The 14,991-nt window shown below is 60.0% G+C and carries 14 protein-coding genes; 6 read left to right on the forward strand and 8 right to left on the reverse strand.

Features of this window, described 5'->3' with window-relative positions; genetic code table 11:
- The first annotated feature begins 150 nt into the window (after positions 1–150).
- Genes C2E25_RS06960 through C2E25_RS06975 form a run of 4 tightly spaced genes read left to right on the forward strand, consistent with a single transcriptional unit; the run spans position 151 to position 3,620 of the window.
- On the forward strand, positions 151–1,278 hold the full coding sequence (locus C2E25_RS06960) for an MlaE family ABC transporter permease (RefSeq protein WP_103115041.1): 1,128 nt from the start codon (positions 151–153) through the stop codon (positions 1,276–1,278).
- A 1-nt stretch (position 1,279) separates the two neighbouring features.
- Positions 1,280–2,044, forward strand: a complete 765-nt coding sequence (locus C2E25_RS06965; RefSeq protein WP_103115042.1) for an ABC transporter ATP-binding protein — start codon at positions 1,280–1,282, stop codon at positions 2,042–2,044.
- Positions 2,041–3,045, forward strand: a complete 1,005-nt coding sequence (locus tag C2E25_RS06970; protein WP_103115043.1) for an MlaD family protein — start codon at positions 2,041–2,043, stop codon at positions 3,043–3,045. Before C2E25_RS06965 ends, C2E25_RS06970 begins: the two co-directional genes overlap by 4 nt.
- On the forward strand, positions 3,042–3,620 hold the full coding sequence (locus C2E25_RS06975; protein ID WP_103115044.1) for a PqiC family protein: 579 nt from the start codon (positions 3,042–3,044) through the stop codon (positions 3,618–3,620). The genes C2E25_RS06970 and C2E25_RS06975 overlap by 4 nt, the downstream gene beginning before the upstream one ends.
- 18 nt (positions 3,621–3,638) lie before the next feature.
- On the opposite strand, the gene C2E25_RS06980 is transcribed toward C2E25_RS06975, so the two are convergent.
- From C2E25_RS06980 to C2E25_RS07000, 5 genes are all read right to left on the reverse strand, one after another.
- Positions 3,639–3,959 carry a DUF3024 domain-containing protein gene (locus C2E25_RS06980; RefSeq protein ID WP_158247172.1) on the reverse strand — a complete coding sequence of 107 codons (321 nt, stop codon included), beginning with the start codon at positions 3,957–3,959 and terminating at the stop codon, positions 3,639–3,641.
- A gap of 189 nt (positions 3,960–4,148) precedes the next feature.
- A complete protein-coding gene (locus C2E25_RS06985; RefSeq protein WP_103115046.1) occupies positions 4,149–4,340 on the reverse strand; it encodes a YgaP family membrane protein in 192 nt (63 codons plus the stop codon).
- Positions 4,341–4,505: 165 nt separating this feature from the next.
- Positions 4,506–5,798 carry a hypothetical protein gene (locus C2E25_RS06990; protein WP_103115047.1) on the reverse strand — a complete coding sequence of 431 codons (1,293 nt, stop codon included), beginning with the start codon at positions 5,796–5,798 and terminating at the stop codon, positions 4,506–4,508.
- Between the two features lie 8 nt (positions 5,799–5,806).
- Complete coding sequence (locus C2E25_RS06995) at positions 5,807–6,583, reverse strand: outer membrane lipoprotein-sorting protein (protein ID WP_103115048.1); 777 nt, start codon at positions 6,581–6,583, stop codon at positions 5,807–5,809.
- Between the two features lie 5 nt (positions 6,584–6,588).
- Entirely contained in the window at positions 6,589–9,537 is a 2,949-nt protein-coding gene (locus C2E25_RS07000; RefSeq protein ID WP_103115049.1) for an efflux RND transporter permease subunit, read from the reverse strand.
- Between the two features lie 172 nt (positions 9,538–9,709).
- Here C2E25_RS07000 and C2E25_RS07005 point away from each other — a divergent pair, with 172 nt between their 5' ends.
- Both C2E25_RS07005 and C2E25_RS07010 read left to right on the forward strand, forming a co-directional pair.
- On the forward strand, positions 9,710–10,231 hold the full coding sequence (locus tag C2E25_RS07005) for a glycine/sarcosine/betaine reductase selenoprotein B family protein (RefSeq protein WP_103115050.1): 522 nt from the start codon (positions 9,710–9,712) through the stop codon (positions 10,229–10,231).
- 18 nt (positions 10,232–10,249) lie between these two features.
- Positions 10,250–10,558 (forward strand): hypothetical protein, encoded by a 309-nt coding sequence (locus tag C2E25_RS07010; RefSeq protein WP_103115051.1) that lies wholly within the window; start codon positions 10,250–10,252, stop codon positions 10,556–10,558.
- A 155-nt stretch (positions 10,559–10,713) separates the two neighbouring features.
- On the opposite strand, the gene C2E25_RS07015 is transcribed toward C2E25_RS07010, so the two are convergent.
- The 3 genes from C2E25_RS07015 to C2E25_RS07025 form a co-directional block, all read right to left on the reverse strand.
- Positions 10,714–11,124 carry a hypothetical protein gene (locus tag C2E25_RS07015; RefSeq protein WP_103115052.1) on the reverse strand — a complete coding sequence of 137 codons (411 nt, stop codon included), beginning with the start codon at positions 11,122–11,124 and terminating at the stop codon, positions 10,714–10,716.
- Between the two features lie 439 nt (positions 11,125–11,563).
- On the reverse strand, positions 11,564–11,896 hold the full coding sequence (locus tag C2E25_RS07020; RefSeq protein WP_103115053.1) for a P-II family nitrogen regulator: 333 nt from the start codon (positions 11,894–11,896) through the stop codon (positions 11,564–11,566).
- Complete coding sequence (locus C2E25_RS07025) at positions 11,893–14,991, reverse strand: efflux RND transporter permease subunit (RefSeq protein WP_103115054.1); 3,099 nt, start codon at positions 14,989–14,991, stop codon at positions 11,893–11,895. The genes C2E25_RS07020 and C2E25_RS07025 overlap by 4 nt, the downstream gene beginning before the upstream one ends.

Genomic DNA, 14,991 nt, shown 5'->3' on the forward strand with positions numbered 1-14,991 from the left:
GCCTGACGCCAAAAAGCCCCGACCTGACGGTTGGGGCTTTTTGGCTGAAAACAATGGGCAGGGGGACTTTAACCGGTTTATATTAGAAAAAACACTCCCCTTTCTGGAAGAGGCGGGGATGACAACCCATCTCAAGAGGAAACACGGGCCATGAACCAACCACCCAGCTATCAGTTGCTCGAACAGGATCCGCCGCAATTGCAGTTGACGGGCAACTGGCGTTTTATCGACGGCATTCCGGCCATCGAGGAACTGTTCGACCAGCTGCAGCAACGGGAAATGACCGGTTCGCTGCAACTGCGGGGCGGCAATCTCGGCGCCTGGGACTCAGGGCTGCTGACTTTTCTGCTCAAGCTGCTCCAATGGGCCCGAGACCATTCCATCTTTGTTGATTGCAGCGACCTTCCTGAAGGCGTCTGCCGGCTGCTGCACCTGGCCGGAGCTGTCCCCCCCCAACCGGGTCGTCGCCGCCGCAGGCGTTCCGACCCGATCCTGACCCGAATCGGCAATGTGACCCTGGAACTTCATCAGACCTGGCAGGACGCCTTGCGCTTTATCGGCGAATCGGTCCTCTGCTCCGGCAACCTGCTGCGCGGTCGACCACGCTTCCGCTTCAAGGATCTGCTCGAACTGCTTGAAGACTGCGGCGCCCAGGCGCTGCCGATCGTCACCCTGATCAGCCTGCTGGTGGGGATGATTCTCGCTTTTGTCGGTGCGGTCCAACTGCGCATGTTCGGTGCCGACATCTTCGTTGCCGACCTGGTTGGTCTCGGCATGGCGCGGGAGATGGCACCGATGATGACCGCGGTGATCATGGCCGGACGCACCGGCGCCGCCTTCGCCGCCCAGCTCGGCACCATGCAGGTCAACGAAGAAATCGACGCGCTGATAACCATGGGCATCCCGCCGATGGATTTCCTGGTCGCACCACGGATGCTGGCGCTGATGACCATGCTGCCGCTGCTCTGCATCTACAGCATGTTCATGGGTATTCTCGGCGGCGGGCTGGTCAGCGCGGCGATGCTCGACATCAACCTGACCCCCTTCTTCCTGCGTATTCAGGAAAATGTCGGTCTGCAGCACTTTGTCATCGGCGTGGTCAAAGCGACGGTCTTCGGCGTCATCGTCGCCCTCTCCGGCTGCCTGCGCGGCCTGCAATGCGGTCGCAGCGCCCAGGCGGTCGGCCAGGCGGCGACTTCCGCCGTGGTGACCGGCATCGTGCTGGTGGTGGTCGCCGATGCGGTGATCACCATCCTCTGCCAGGTGCTGGGGGTCTGAGATGGATACCTCGCCACAGATTTCGGTATCCGGACTGACCATGGCCTATGGCGATCGGGTGATCCAGCAGGATCTCACTTTTACCGTGCGCCGCGGCGAGATCTTTGTCATCATGGGCGGCAGCGGCTGCGGCAAAAGCACTCTGTTGCGCCACATGATCGGCCTGAAGAAACCCCGGAGCGGAACCATCTGCTACAACGGGCTGGACTTCTGGCAGCAGAGCCCTTCCCGGAAACGACACATCATGCGCAACTGGGGTATCCTTTTCCAGGGAGGAGCCTTGTGGAGTTCGATGACCCTGGCGGAAAATATCGCCGTGCCACTGAAGGAATACACGGATCTCAGCGCCGGCCAGATACGCGACGTGATTGACCTCAAACTGGCCCTGGTCGGGCTGGCGGGATTCCAGAACTATTATCCGTCGGAACTGAGCGGCGGCATGCGGAAACGGGCGGGACTGGCCCGGGCGATGGCGCTCGATCCGGAAATTCTTTTCTGCGACGAGCCGACCTCGGGACTCGATCCGGTCAGCGCCCGCCGGCTTGACCAATTGATTCTTGAACTGCGGGACAGTCTCGGGGCAACGGTGGTGGTGGTCAGCCACGACCTGGCCAGTATCTACACCATTGCCGGCAACGGCCTCTTCCTCGACGGTGAAGCCGGAACCATGCTGGCGGCCGGTACCCCACAGCAGATGCTTGACGCGGGCAATCTCAAAGTCGGGGAATTTCTCACTCGCGGCAGGGACATCGAACCTCTATCATGAAACGTGCGGATCCGAAACTGATCGGCGCCTTCGTCCTCGGCGCCATTGTCCTGGCGGTTGTCGGCCTGGTCTTCTTCGGCAAGGGGGGACTCTTCACCCAGCGTCAACGCTACGTACTCTACTTCGACCGCTCGGTCAAGGGCCTCTCTGTCGGCGCGCCGGTCAACTTCCGCGGTGTCCGCATCGGCTCGGTGGCGGATATCAGCGTCCACGTTCAACCCGCCGACTTCACTTTCAAGATCCCGGTGGTGATCGAAGTCGACTCAAACCGTATTGAAGCCATTGACAGCAACGGTGAGGTCGCTCCGCAGGGGCTGTCACGTTTCGGCGGCGAGGACACTCTTTCGCGGCTGATCGCCAAGGGTCTGCGCGGCCAGCTGCAGCTGCAGAGCCTGATCACCGGCCAGCTCTTTGTCCAGCTTGACATGTACCCGCAAACCGAAGTGGTCCTCTCCCATTACCGCAATCTCTATCCCGAAATCCCGACCATTCCATCGGGACTGGAAGAATTGTCGCGAACCTTCGAGAACCTGCCGATTCAGGAAATTGCCGACAAACTGACCAGCACCCTCGACGGCCTTCAGGAGCTGGTCCACAACCCCGACCTGGCCGACAGCCTGTTCAAGCTCAACCACGGTCTGGATGAATTGCGTGAACTGGTTGCCAGGGGCAACGCCGGCTTCGGCCCGGCCCTGCAGGACTTCAGAAGCGCGTCGACGGCGGTCCGTCACTCGGCCGACAGTGTGGCTAAACAGGTCGCCGGCATGGCGGAACGCTCACAGCAGACCCTCGGCAAGCTGGACGGGACTCTCGATCGGGCCACCAGCACCCTCAGCGAGGCCCAGGCGATACTGAAAAAAAATTCCGGGCTCGGAAAGGAGCTGCGGCGGACCCTGGTGGAACTGCGGCGCACGGCACGGGCGCTGCGGATTCTGAGTGAAGCCCTGGAAGAGCACCCCGATATGCTGCTGCGCGGAAGAGGCCTGGAGGAGAAACCATGAGACCATTGCTGTTCCTGCTGCTGCTCGGGCTGGCCGGCTGCGTCAATATCGGCCAGGGGACAACCCCGAGCCGTCACTACCTGATCCCCTCTCTCGCCGACAAATCTCTGCAGGCATTACAGCGCCCGGCAACAACCCCCTCCCTGAGTCTGGCCCCGGTCACCCTGGCCGGGTACCTCGACCGTCCGCAGTTGGTACGACGCCGGGGCAACCGTCTGGAAATGGCCCCCTTTGATCGCTGGGGAGAACCGCTTGACGAACAGGTTCGCCGCGTTATCGGCGAAAACCTCGATCGACTGCTGTCCGGACTGCAATGGAAACAGCGCGACAGCGACTATCGCCTGGCCATTGACCTGCAACGGCTTGACGCCGCCTCCGGACAGGCCCGGTTGCAGCTGAGCTGGCTGCTTGAAGATCGCTCGGGGAAACTGCTTGCGCAGGGAAGCTTTGACAAGAGAGAACCGCTCACCGATGACTCGGCCGAGACCCTGGTCGCCCGTTACGGCTCTTTGCTGGAAATGTTCAGCCGTGACCTGGCTCGACAACTGGCGCAACGACATTTCCAGCCCGAGTGATCAGGCGCGCTTCAGAATTCAGCGCCAGAACTGGCCAAAAGGATCAGCATCGACAAAGTCGAGCAGTTTCTGCAGGTTGAGATTGGGAGAGACGTTGGTACAGAACTGCCAGTGATCCTGCGTCTGTTGATGCAGGGTCCATTGACACAGTTCGGGCTGATAGATAAACCGGGCGATGGCATCCTGCCGTAGCCTGCGACCATCAAAAGACTGTTCGACCAATTGATAACCGTCATTCAGCCGTTCCCAGACCAATCGCACCAGAGGTTTCTCCAGGCCCAGGCGCGCCACCCGACGGCGACAATAGTTGTCGAGCAGCTTTTCGGCACTCCTGTGCATCAGGTCCATTCCGGTCATGACATCCAGTCTACCCGATTCAACGACAAGTGCATGCCGCAACGGGGAAGCCGATGACCGGGAGCCCCGACACCAACGAAAACTTTCGGGATCTCTATCCTGCCGCGGCAGGTCTTTGACTTTCACCCGCCCGCCCGGCAAGAGGCCTGTTCTGACGGCACTCTCCCCCTATCAGCCTTCCTTCACTCCCAACTTGCGCAGCAGGGTAATCATCGGGCACCAGTTGGTGAACGCGCTCTGGAACAGGTTGAGCCCGACGAACGCGGTGAAGTAGAGCCAGTTGGGGCTGTGCAGCTGGCTGAGGGCAACACTGAGCATGACGAAGAAGCCGGCGATCAGGCGCAGGTAACGATTGACGGTCATGAGAAAAACCTCCTTAGCTGGTTGTTGAAAAAGTCGCTTCCCGGGCTGAGCAAAAAATGTCCAGCTGCAAGGCGTCCGCAACCCCGCGGGACAAGGCGTACCGGAAGGTACGTCGTTGACGCGGGGGAAGGACAATGCGGCAGATAGACGTTTTTCATCAGCCTGTCAGAAACTGTAGCGGAGCGCCGCATAGACGTTGGAATTGTTTTCAAACTGGCCGAAAAAGGTGTGATCATCGCTGCCGCCGAAGAAATTGGCGCCACCGCTCAGGCGCCAGTTGTCGGTCAGCTTGTAGCTCGCCTTGGGGCGCAGGTAGAAATCCCGGTCGCTCGGCGACAGGTAGGCAAAAAATGACAGGGTCAGGTTCTGGTTCAACAGCAGTTTGGTGAGCCGCAGGGTGAACAGATGGCGGTTTTCATCACGCTCCGGCATGCCTGCGGGCAGACTGTTCCGGTAGGCGGAATAATCAACCAGATGCTCCAGGTAATACTGCACACCGACAGTCAGATCCCGCCCCAGATCCCGTTCATAGCCGAGCAGCAGCCGCTGCTCGCTGTTGGGAATGAAGGGGTCGTCGCCGCCACGGTCGTCGCGCGAATCGTACCAGGACAGCTCCAGGTTGGCGATGCCTTCGGCCAGCGGGCCGCGCAGGCTGGCACCCCAGACATTGAGGCGCGGAAAGGTATTGCGGGCGCTGCCCGGATCAAACCCGGCCGGGCTCTTCCAGTAGCCGAGGTAACCGTAGAGGGCGGTTTCAAAACTGCCGATGTTGCGTGAGAAGCGCAGCGACAGCTCGTCATCGGAAAACCAGCCATTACGTTCATCGACCCGCGCCACGGCATCACGACCGGCGGTGCGGCCGAGCAACGGGTTGTAGTAGGAGAGCCGCTCACCGCGAATGTAACGGTCGGCATCGAAGCTCGGCGTGTAGACCACATCGATGGTGCCCCACTCGGGGAAAAAACTCGCCATCACGGCATCACTCGGCGCCTTGAGATATTCGACGTCGCGCCCGATAAAAAAGGCCTGCCAGTCCTTGGGAAAGAGGTCGTTGAGGAACAGCAGGTCGCCGGTTCCCCAGGTGAGGATCTGCCGACCGACCTTGAGATCCAGCCAATCGGTCGGCGAAACCAGCAGGTTCGCCTCGCGCAAGTCAAACCAGCCGCGGCCCTGTTCAAGGTCGATGCTGCGATCCTGCTCAACGTCGTCAGCAATGAAATCACCACGCAGCTGCAGGGTCAGGGCATCCCCCTGATAGAGGGAATCGAGCTGCAGCCGTGACTCCAGCAGGCTGGTCTGACGCTGGGTGGCATCGCTGGTGGTTCGTATCCCTGCCCGGGTGTCGAAAAACCCGTGCAGGTCGACATCGTCGAGCAGGCCGGCCCGGGCAGTGGACACCGATCCCGGCATAAACCCGGCCAGCAGCAGTAAAACGGGAATCAGTCCCCATTTATTCATTTTCAATTTCACCGGGTGACCTCACGGGGCGGACGGCGCAGGAAGCGTTCGGTAAAAAGCCTTTCCTTCAGGCCGATATCATATTTCACCTTGCTGAAACGGTTGACGGTGCGGGTGCCGGCGAGCAGATCCTCGGCCACCGCTTCGACAACCGTCGGATGACCCTGGATGGTTTCGATCTTCTCGGCACTGACCCGGCGATAGAGTTTGCCCTCTTTGTCGAAATATTCCGCCTTGACCGGCAGGCTGGTCGCCTTGTCGATCCACACCTGGTACCAGGAGAATTCAACACTGTCCGGGTCCTTGGGGGTATTCTTGATCAACCACTGATCATCGGTCTCCTTGACCAGTTGGTGAACATCCTCTTCCAGCCCACGTCCGGAGACGTCCTCGTAGAAGAAGTCGGAACCGACGAAGCTGGTCCGCTTGTCGCCTGGGGCAATCCGTTTTTTAAGGTTCAGCGCCGGCAGCCAGAGCCAGCGGTCATCGTCGCCGCCGACATGCTTCCAGACGAGGAAAGCCATCTTGCGGACATCCGACGGTTTCTTGAAATAGACGTAGAATTTCTGATCCTCTCCGGCAACATTGAGCCGCAGGATGCTGAATTCCCGTTGACGGGTGCCGCCGTGGGCGTCGTAGATGGTCATCTTGACGTCGGCCTGGCCGTCTTTTCCGGCATAGTAGGCCGCCTTGTTGGCGCGGGCGACAATTTCGTCGGCGGAAGGCGCGGCCAGCGCCAGTGCCGGCCAGAGCAGCAGTAAAAAGAGTATTCCGTAACGTTTCATGGTCCTTATCCTTTCTCCTCAAGGCTCTGCTCAGCAGTTTCACCAAAGGCCTTGCGGCGGAACAGGGTCAGCAGGGCCGGCAGCAGAAACAGGGTGGCCAGCCAGGAAACCGCCATAATGGTCGCCAGGAAGAAGCCGACGGTCCGGTAGGGGACCAGGGGCGCGACCAGCAGCGGGGTGAAACCGATGGAAATGGTCAGGGCGTTGCGGCTGATGGCCACCGCCGGTTCCTTGAACATTTCAGTGGCGGCCGCCTGCCAGCTGCCGAGTTCACGCTGCAGCTGCCGGGCGCGTTCCAGGAAATGGATGGCGAAATCAACCGACAGGCCGAGGGTCATGGCCGAGAGGACCGCGACCGGCATATCGTAGTCCTTGCCGACCAGGCCGATCAGGCCGTAGATGAAGGCGATGGTCACCGTCAACGGCAGCATCGCCAGAATGCCGAACAGCGGCGAGCGGAACAGCACCACCATCATCAGCAGCACCACCACGAAGGAACTGCCCAGCGACCAGAGCATGCCGCGAACCATCTTATCCTGCCAGACGACATTAAGGTAGGTCAATCCGGCCCAGGCGTGCTTGACCGGGAAAGGCGGCGGATTGGCGACGAAGAAAGCGTCGACATCCCTGACCACCTGCTCCATGTATTTGTTGTCACCACTTTTCAGCTGTACCCACAGATTCGCCTCCTGATAATCGCGGGTCACCAGGTGAAAGAGCGTATCCTTTTTCTTCATCCCCTCCAGTTGGGTAAAAACCTGGGCAACGGCGGAGACGGTATCGGGAACGGCAAAACGCTTTTGGTTCTCCGCCGCGGACCGGTCGACCCGGTACTGCAGCTCGTAAGAAGCTTTCTTCAGCGCATCCACCGCCGAAGAGCTTTTGCCGACCACCGGATCCTGCGCCAGCGCCTGCTGCAGTTTCTCAACCCAGCGCAGCATCGCCGGGCGCTTGAACAGCGGCGCCGTCAGGGCGGCGTACTGCTGGTCGACCAGGGCGACAAAACCACGGCCCTGCCGCTGGTCGATGATGGCCAGCGCCGCGTCGATCAACGCGTCCCCGACCGCCCCGGTTCCCTGCAGTCTGTCCAGCAGCTGCCTGCCGAGAGCGGCCTGTCCGGCCGGCAGGGCCGACAGTCGGCGGGCGAGGGTTTTCAGGTCCAGTCCGGCCGGATCGAGGTAGACGATGTTATCGGCCAGCGCCCGCCAGTCACCCAGCAGCCGTTGATCATAGCTCTTCGCCAGCGCCCTGGCCTCCTCAACGAAAGCAGCGATATCCGGTACCGCGGGCAGGTCGTTCAGGTCGGCGCTGAAGGTCTTGATTTCGTCGCGCCACTGCTCCGGCAGTTGGTGAGGGGCGGCCTCAACCAACGCCTGCTGCAGATCGGCAGCTGTCGGAGCCGTCTCAACCCCCGGCTCCAGTGTCAGGTAGGCGGTATAGGTGCCCCCGAAATGACGATTCAGCACCGCGTCCGCCTTGCGGATTTCATGATCGGCGGTGAACCATTTCACCGGGTTGTCGTTGACCTGGATGCGGCTGATACCGACCACCGAAATCACCATCACCACCATGGTCACGCCGAGAATCAGCTTCCAGCGGGTATAGCTGAATCTCCCGAAGCCTTCGAGCAGTCGGTTGAGGCCGGAAGGCTTGCCCGCGTCACGTTGCAACTGCAGCTTCTGCAACGACTTTTCGGAGATGAAGACCATGCTGTAGGCCGGCACCAGGGTCATCGTCAGCAGCCAGGCGACCGCCACTCCAAAAGCGACATGCAAACCGAAAATCTGCACCGGGGGAATCGGCGTGGTCGCCAGCGAAGCAAACCCGGCGATGGTGGTCAGGGAGGTGTAGAGCATCGGCATGAAGAGATGGCCGACCACTTTGCGCATGGTTCCCCGCTTGTCCCCGTAGAGGTGATAGGTGTCGTAGAATTCGCTCAGCATGTGTACCGAATCGGCGACCGCGATCGGCATCAGGAAGATAGCGATCATCGAACTCATGATATGCACGTCATAGCCGAGACCGATCAGCAGACCCATCGCCCAGATGACGCTGACCATCGCCACCATCAGCGGAGCGATGATGATCCGTACCCGGCGGAAGAAGATCCACAGCAGCAGGAAAATCGCCAGCATCGCCAACGGTGCCGAGGTCGCCATCTGCACCAGCATCTCGACCCCGAAGGTGTCTTCAGCCACCGGCAGTCCGGTAATGTGGACCTGGTCACTGTTCGGCCAGTCGGCGGTCAGCGCCCGCACCAGGTTGGCGACATTGTAGCTGAAAGTCTTGTCACGAATCGGCAGGTAGAGGCAGATTGCCTTGCCGTCTTCGGCCACCAGGGTTCCCTTGTAGAGGGGGTTGCCCATCGCGTCATCACGGATCTGCAGGGCTTCCGCCCTGGTGGTGGGCGGATGTTCCATCAGGTATTCAAGCTTGAGGGAGCCGAACGCGGCCTGCTTGAGATTGTCCACCACGCTCGGGCTGATCAGCTCGCGGCCGATCAGCGCGCTTTTCCCGTCGGCGGTAAAAAGACGGTTGGGGTCATGCTGGAAAGCGACATTCAGACCGCGCTGCCAGCCGCTTTCCGGGGTCAGATCGAGAATCCGGTCGCTGCCGTCGGGGTTGCGCACCGCCACCGCACCGTCGGCGGTACGATGCAGGCTGAGCAGCTGCTTGGTCAGGCGATCGATGCGATCGAGAGTGCCGACATTGAAGATACCGTCGGCATCCTGCTCATTGCTGACACCGACAATGACGAAATCGTAGAGACTGAACTTTTCCTTCACCTGGTGATGAAAAACCCGTACCGCCTCGTGAGCATCAAGCATGTTCTCCGGGTCGTTGTCGAACTTGACCTTGGGAAACTGCCAGCCGAAAACGACGGTCACCGCCAACACCAGCAACAGCACCAGGCGGGGGTATTTCATACTGAATCCGGTCAACCAGAGCTTCATCAGTCCTTCTCCTTGTTTAATATTCAAAAAAATATATATATGATTTTTGAAATCCCGGTCAAGAAAAATCGTATGTGTGTCTCATTATGAATATCGGCCAATCATCATTCTGCATCCAAATATGCTATCTTACCCGAAACCCCGACCTCAGCAACCCCTCACGGAGGAACACATGAGCAGCCTGCAACGCCTGAAAAACCGCCTGATCGCTCGTCTGATAACCCGTTTTCCGCGCCTGGCCAAGGGCTTCATCGACAACTACCGCCCTTGGGAAAGCGAAGGAGAAATCCCCTGGACAGCGGTCAGCAAACCGTTGCGTGATTGTCGGCTGGCGCTGGTCACCACTGCCGGCGTTCATCATCCCGACCAGCCCCCCTTTGACATGCGCGATTCCGACGGCGACCCGAGCTGGCGTGAGCTGACCGGCGAAACCCTGCCCGGTGCTTACCGCATCACTCACGACTACTATGATCACTCCGACGCCGAAAAGGATCTGAATATCGTCCTGCCCCTTGAACGGCTGCAGGAGCTGGTTGATGAAAAATTGCTCGGGAGCCTCAACCGGCGGCATTTCGGTTTCATGGGACATATCGACGGTCGCCACATTCCGGCCCTGATTGAAAAAAGCGCCCGCGAAGTCGCCGGAAAGCTCTGCGCCGATAAGGTCGACCTGGTCCTTTTAACCCCCGCCTGAGGAATCTGCAATCAGTCCGTGGGACTGATCCAGAGAGAAATCGAGCGTGCCGGCATCCCCACCATCGGCATCTCCATCGTCCGCGACTACACCGCCAAGGTGCGCCCGCCGCGCAGTGTCTTTCTCAAGTGGCCTTTCGGTCATCCCCTCGGCGAGCCGGGCAATATCTCCCAGCAACGTGCCGTTCTCTTCGAGACCTTCCGCGCCTTTTTCGCCATCGACACCCCCGGCACCATCGTCGACCTGCCGTTTCGCTGGCGACGGGAAAACTACGTCGACGTCAAGTCCCCGGACACAGAGGAACTGACCCCGAAAACAGCTTCTTGATGAGCGGAGATTCTGATCCGGACGGGTTGAACCGGGGGAAAGGGATCGCACCACGGCCGGCAGGCCGTCGGTGCGGATCAGAAAAGTGCGACTGTCGTACGATTTATATGCGATCGAGGGACTGTCTTCGGAACATCTTCATTCTCACCTGTGCCTCAGGATGCACAGGTGAGATCGTGGCCCGAGTCATCGCCCGCGGCATGGTACCGTACCTGCACCGAAGACCCTGTCGGGGGGTTGACCTTGAGATGAGCGGTGAAACTCGCGGTTCTCGTTCCGCGGCGACGAGCGGCATAACCACGGACAGTTCCCCGCGCCGTCTCGAACGATCCGTCCGGCTGACACACCCGCACATCGACATGGCCGGGCAGCTTGAACTGGTACAGTTTGCGGAGCTGACCGGAGACGACAGCACCCCGGTCCTCCGCGGCTACGGTAACCTTCTGGACCTGCACGGCTCCGGCCCCCTGAATGACAATCCTCAGGTCCCGGCGTTGACCCGGGCCATTCCCGACGGCACAGCCCGACAGCAGAAGCAGCCCGAGCAACAGTGGAAATTTTTTCATCGTTCCTCCCCCGCAGGATGGATACTCATGGGGGAAGGCCCGCATACGACTCGCGACAGACCCTCCCGAAAGGACAACTACCAGACCACAAAGGATCGCTTTGACTCCTGCTTTACCGTGATCCATACTCACGGACCTCCTTCAGCACCCTTCGTGGGAAGGATGTTGAATTTCCCAAGCTGCAGGTTGCCCGTAACCCCACGGGACAAGAGGGGCCGGGAAGGCACGCCGTTGCCGCGGGGTTACGGGCGACGCTGCAGACGGGCGTTTTTTATCAACCGGCGGACAGTGCGTTGAAACCATCACGGCCCCCCAGGCTGAGCAAAAATGTCCAGATGCAAGGCGTCCGCTTCCCCGCAGAATAAGGCGTACCGGAAGGTACGTCGTTGATGCGGGGGAAGGACAACGCCGCAAATGGACGTTTTTCATCAGCCGGTTGCTAGACGGCCCCGCCGCCCCGCTCACCGGTACTGATACGAACCGCCATGTCGATGGTACTCACATAGATTTTACCATCTCCCTTGAGCCCGGTATGGGCCGCCCTTTCAATCAGAGCGACCACCTCTTCAACCAGGGCATCGCAGCAGAGGATTTCCAGCTTCAGTCCCGGCTGGTAACTGACCAGGCCATCCGTTCCTCCACCTTTCTTCCAGCCGACACCGACTCCCCTGGTTTCAACAATGGTCAACCCGGTCAGTCCGGGCACCTTATGCAGCGCCCGGGTGACCTCGGACAACTTGTGACGTTTGATATAAGCACGAATCTCTTTCATGGAGCCTCCTTTTCAACCTTGACAGAAAACCATTTGTACAGGGCAGGGATAACCAGCAGGGTCAACAGGGTCGAGGTCACCAGCCCACCGATAACGACGGTCGCCAGCGGTCGCTGAACTTCGCTGCCGGTCCCCGAGGCGAGTGCCATCGGCACCAGGCCGAGACCGGCGGCGGCGGCCGTCATAATAACCGGACGCAAGCGCAGACAGGCGCCGTCAATCGCGGCCTGAACCGCCGGAATCCCATCCTGCAGCAGCTGGTTGATATAGGTCACCAGAACCATGCCGTTGGCGAGCGCGATCCCGAACAGGGCAATGAACCCGACCGAAGCCGGAACCGACAGGTTCTGGCCGGTCAGCCAGAGCCCGATCACTCCGCCCACCAGCGCCAGCGGAATATTGAGAAAAATAAGCAGCGAATTGCGTAACGAATTGAACGTCGAATAGAGCAGCAGGAAGACGATCAGCAGTGTCATCGGCACCACCAGCGCCAGGCGCTTGTTGGCCTCCTGCTGCAACTCGAACTGGCCGCCCCAGTTCACCAGGTAGCCGGGCGGAAGCTCGACCTTTTCAGCCAGGGCCTGCTGCCCGTCGGCAACGAAGGAGCCGATATCACGTCCCCGCACATTGCATTGAACGGTAATGAAGCGCTGGTTGTTTTCGCGGGTGATCTGCCGTGGCCCGACAATCTCTTCAATCTTCGCCAACTGATCGAGAGGCACCTTGACCCCGCCCGGAGCGGAAATCAGAATATGCCGGATCGCCTCGGAACTGCCGCGGCTTTCGGGGACGAAACGGACATTGATATCGAACCGTCGAATGCCCTCGAAAATCTGTCCGGCCTGTTCGCCGCCGACGGCGGTGCGGATCACGCTCTGCACATCCTCGACATTGATCCCGTAACGGGCGATCGCTTTCCGATCAATGCGGATCAGCAGCTGCGGCGTGCCAGTGACCTGGTCCTTCTGCACGTCGGCGGCACCGGGGACCTCGCGGATGACCGCCTCGATTTCCGCCGCCTTCTGCTTGAGAACCTCCATGTCATCGCCGAAGATCTTGATCGCCAGCGCCGCTTTGGTCCCGGTCAGAAGCTCGTCCACAGCGGCGGCAATCGGCTGGGTGACATTGAACTGGGCGCCCGGAAAATCTTCCAGGAACTCCCCGATCGCCGCGTAGAGTTCTTCCGGAGTTTTCGCCGAGGTCCACTCATCCTGCGGCTTCAACGCCACGAAAGACTCGGCGCTGTTGACCGGGTCGGCATGAGCTCCGACTTCACCCCGCCCGACACGGGTCACAATCCGGGTCACTTCCGGGAACTTGCCCATCAGCCGGCGCTCGAAACGCCCCATGTTGACGCTCGCTTCATCGAGCGATATCGACGGTGCCATGGTCGCCCGGATCAGCAGGTCTCCCTCATTGAGGCGGGGAACGAATTCCGATCCGAGCAGGGAAAAGAGAAAAATACCGACCACCAGCAGCCCGGCCGACAGGGAAATGGGGATCACCGGCCGTCGCACAAACAGGGTGACGGCGGGACGATAGAACGCCAGCATCCAGCGCACCACCAGCAACTCCTGATGCTCCCCCGCTTTCTTCTTCGGTCGCCGCATCAGCAGGCTGCTGAGTACCGGCGCCAGCAGAACGGTAAAGACCAACGAACCGAAGATGGCGAACGCCATGGTCTGTGCCAGGGGACGGAAGGTTTTACCCTCAACCCCCTGCAGGGTAAAGAGCGGCAGAAAGACGATCACGATAATCAGCAACGAAAAGATGATCGGCCGCGCCACTTCGGTACTGGCCCGCAGTACAATCTGCAGCATCGACTCATCCGGGTCGGCCGAGTGTAAATGGCGATCGACATTCTCGATCATGACCACCGAACCATCGACCAGAAGGCCGAGCGCGATGGCCAGGCCGCCCAGCGACATCAGGTTGGCCGAAACCCCGAAATAGTTCATCAGGAAGAAGGCGAAGGCCAGCGAAAAGGGGATCGAGGCCAGCACCACCACGCTCGGTCGGATCCCGCCGAGCATCAGCAGCTGAATGAAGACGATCAGGACAACCGCCTCCAGCAGGGCCTTGGTGACGGTGTTGACGCATTTCGCCACCAGGGTGGCCTGGTCATAATAGGGAACGATTTTAATCCCCTCGGGAAGCACCCGGTTGACTTTTTCGATCTTGGCCTTGACATCGCTGATCACCTGCGAGGTGTTGGTGCCGATCAGCTTGAGGACCATACCGACAATCGCCTCGCCTTTGCCGTCCATGGTGGCCAGGCCGCGCCGGATCTCCCCGCCGATGACGATATCGGCGATCTGGTCGAGATAGATCGGGGTGCCGTCCTTGACCTTGAGCACGATCTTTTCCAGGTCGTCAAGCTTCTCCGCCAGGCCGACCGAGCGGACGATATATTCCTCGGAATTTTTGACCAGGAACTGGGCGCCGACATTGGAATTGTTGGAGCGGATGGTTTCGACCACCTCATTGACTGTCAGATCATAGCGCAGCAGGTCCGCGGCGCGGATCTGCACCTGGAACTGCTTGACCTCGCCGCCAAGAGAAAGAACTTCCGTCACCCCCGGCACGGTCTGAATGTTGAACTTGATCAACCAGTCCTGGATTTCGCGCATCTCCTCCGAACTGCGCTTTCCAGTTTCATCCTCGACCACGTAAAAGAGGATCTGCCCCAAACCGGTGGTGATCGGACCCATCTCCGGCTCGCCGAATCCCTCGGGAATCTCCTCCCGGGCCAGCTGCAGCCGCTCGCCGACCAGCTGACGGGCAAAATAGATATCGGTTCCGTCCTCGAAGTAGATGTTGATCACCGACAGGCCGAAGTTGGAAACTGAACGGATCTCCTTGAGATTCGGCAAGCCGTTCATCGCCACTTCAACCGGGTAGGTGACATATTTTTCCACCTCTTCCGGGGCCAGGCCCTCGGTTTCGGTGAAGACCTGAACCAGCGCCGGCGTGACATCGGGGAAGGCGTCGACCGGCAGGCGATTGTAGCTGAACCAGCCCGCGCCAAGCACCAGCACTCCCAGAACACACATCAGCAGACGGCTCTGCAGGACCAGACGTATCAGTTTTTCCAT

This window comes from Geothermobacter hydrogeniphilus (genome assembly GCF_002898515.1).
Classification (GTDB): domain Bacteria; phylum Desulfobacterota; class Desulfuromonadia; order Desulfuromonadales; family Geothermobacteraceae; genus Geothermobacter_A.

Bases quoted from the DNA above. Each gene is read 5' to 3' on its own strand.
- C2E25_RS07015 (WP_103115052.1), bottom strand. From the start codon at position 11,124: ATGAAAAAATTTCCACTGTTGCTCGGGCTGCTTCTGCTGTCGGGCTGT.
- C2E25_RS06965 (WP_103115042.1), top strand. From the start codon at position 1,280: ATGGATACCTCGCCACAGATTTCGGTATCCGGACTGACCATGGCCTAT.
- C2E25_RS06960 (WP_103115041.1), top strand. From the start codon at position 151: ATGAACCAACCACCCAGCTATCAGTTGCTCGAACAGGATCCGCCGCAA.
- C2E25_RS06990 (WP_103115047.1), bottom strand. From the start codon at position 5,798: ATGAATAAATGGGGACTGATTCCCGTTTTACTGCTGCTGGCCGGGTTT.
- C2E25_RS07000 (WP_103115049.1), bottom strand. From the start codon at position 9,537: ATGAAGCTCTGGTTGACCGGATTCAGTATGAAATACCCCCGCCTGGTG.
- C2E25_RS06995 (WP_103115048.1), bottom strand. From the start codon at position 6,583: ATGAAACGTTACGGAATACTCTTTTTACTGCTGCTCTGGCCGGCACTG.
- C2E25_RS06985 (WP_103115046.1), bottom strand. From the start codon at position 4,340: ATGACCGTCAATCGTTACCTGCGCCTGATCGCCGGCTTCTTCGTCATG.
- C2E25_RS07005 (WP_103115050.1), top strand. From the start codon at position 9,710: ATGAGCAGCCTGCAACGCCTGAAAAACCGCCTGATCGCTCGTCTGATA.
- C2E25_RS06975 (WP_103115044.1), top strand. From the start codon at position 3,042: ATGAGACCATTGCTGTTCCTGCTGCTGCTCGGGCTGGCCGGCTGCGTC.
- C2E25_RS07025 (WP_103115054.1), bottom strand. From the start codon at position 14,991: ATGGAAAAACTGATACGTCTGGTCCTGCAGAGCCGTCTGCTGATGTGT.
- C2E25_RS07020 (WP_103115053.1), bottom strand. From the start codon at position 11,896: ATGAAAGAGATTCGTGCTTATATCAAACGTCACAAGTTGTCCGAGGTC.
- C2E25_RS06970 (WP_103115043.1), top strand. From the start codon at position 2,041: ATGAAACGTGCGGATCCGAAACTGATCGGCGCCTTCGTCCTCGGCGCC.
- C2E25_RS06980 (WP_158247172.1), bottom strand. From the start codon at position 3,959: ATGCACAGGAGTGCCGAAAAGCTGCTCGACAACTATTGTCGCCGTCGG.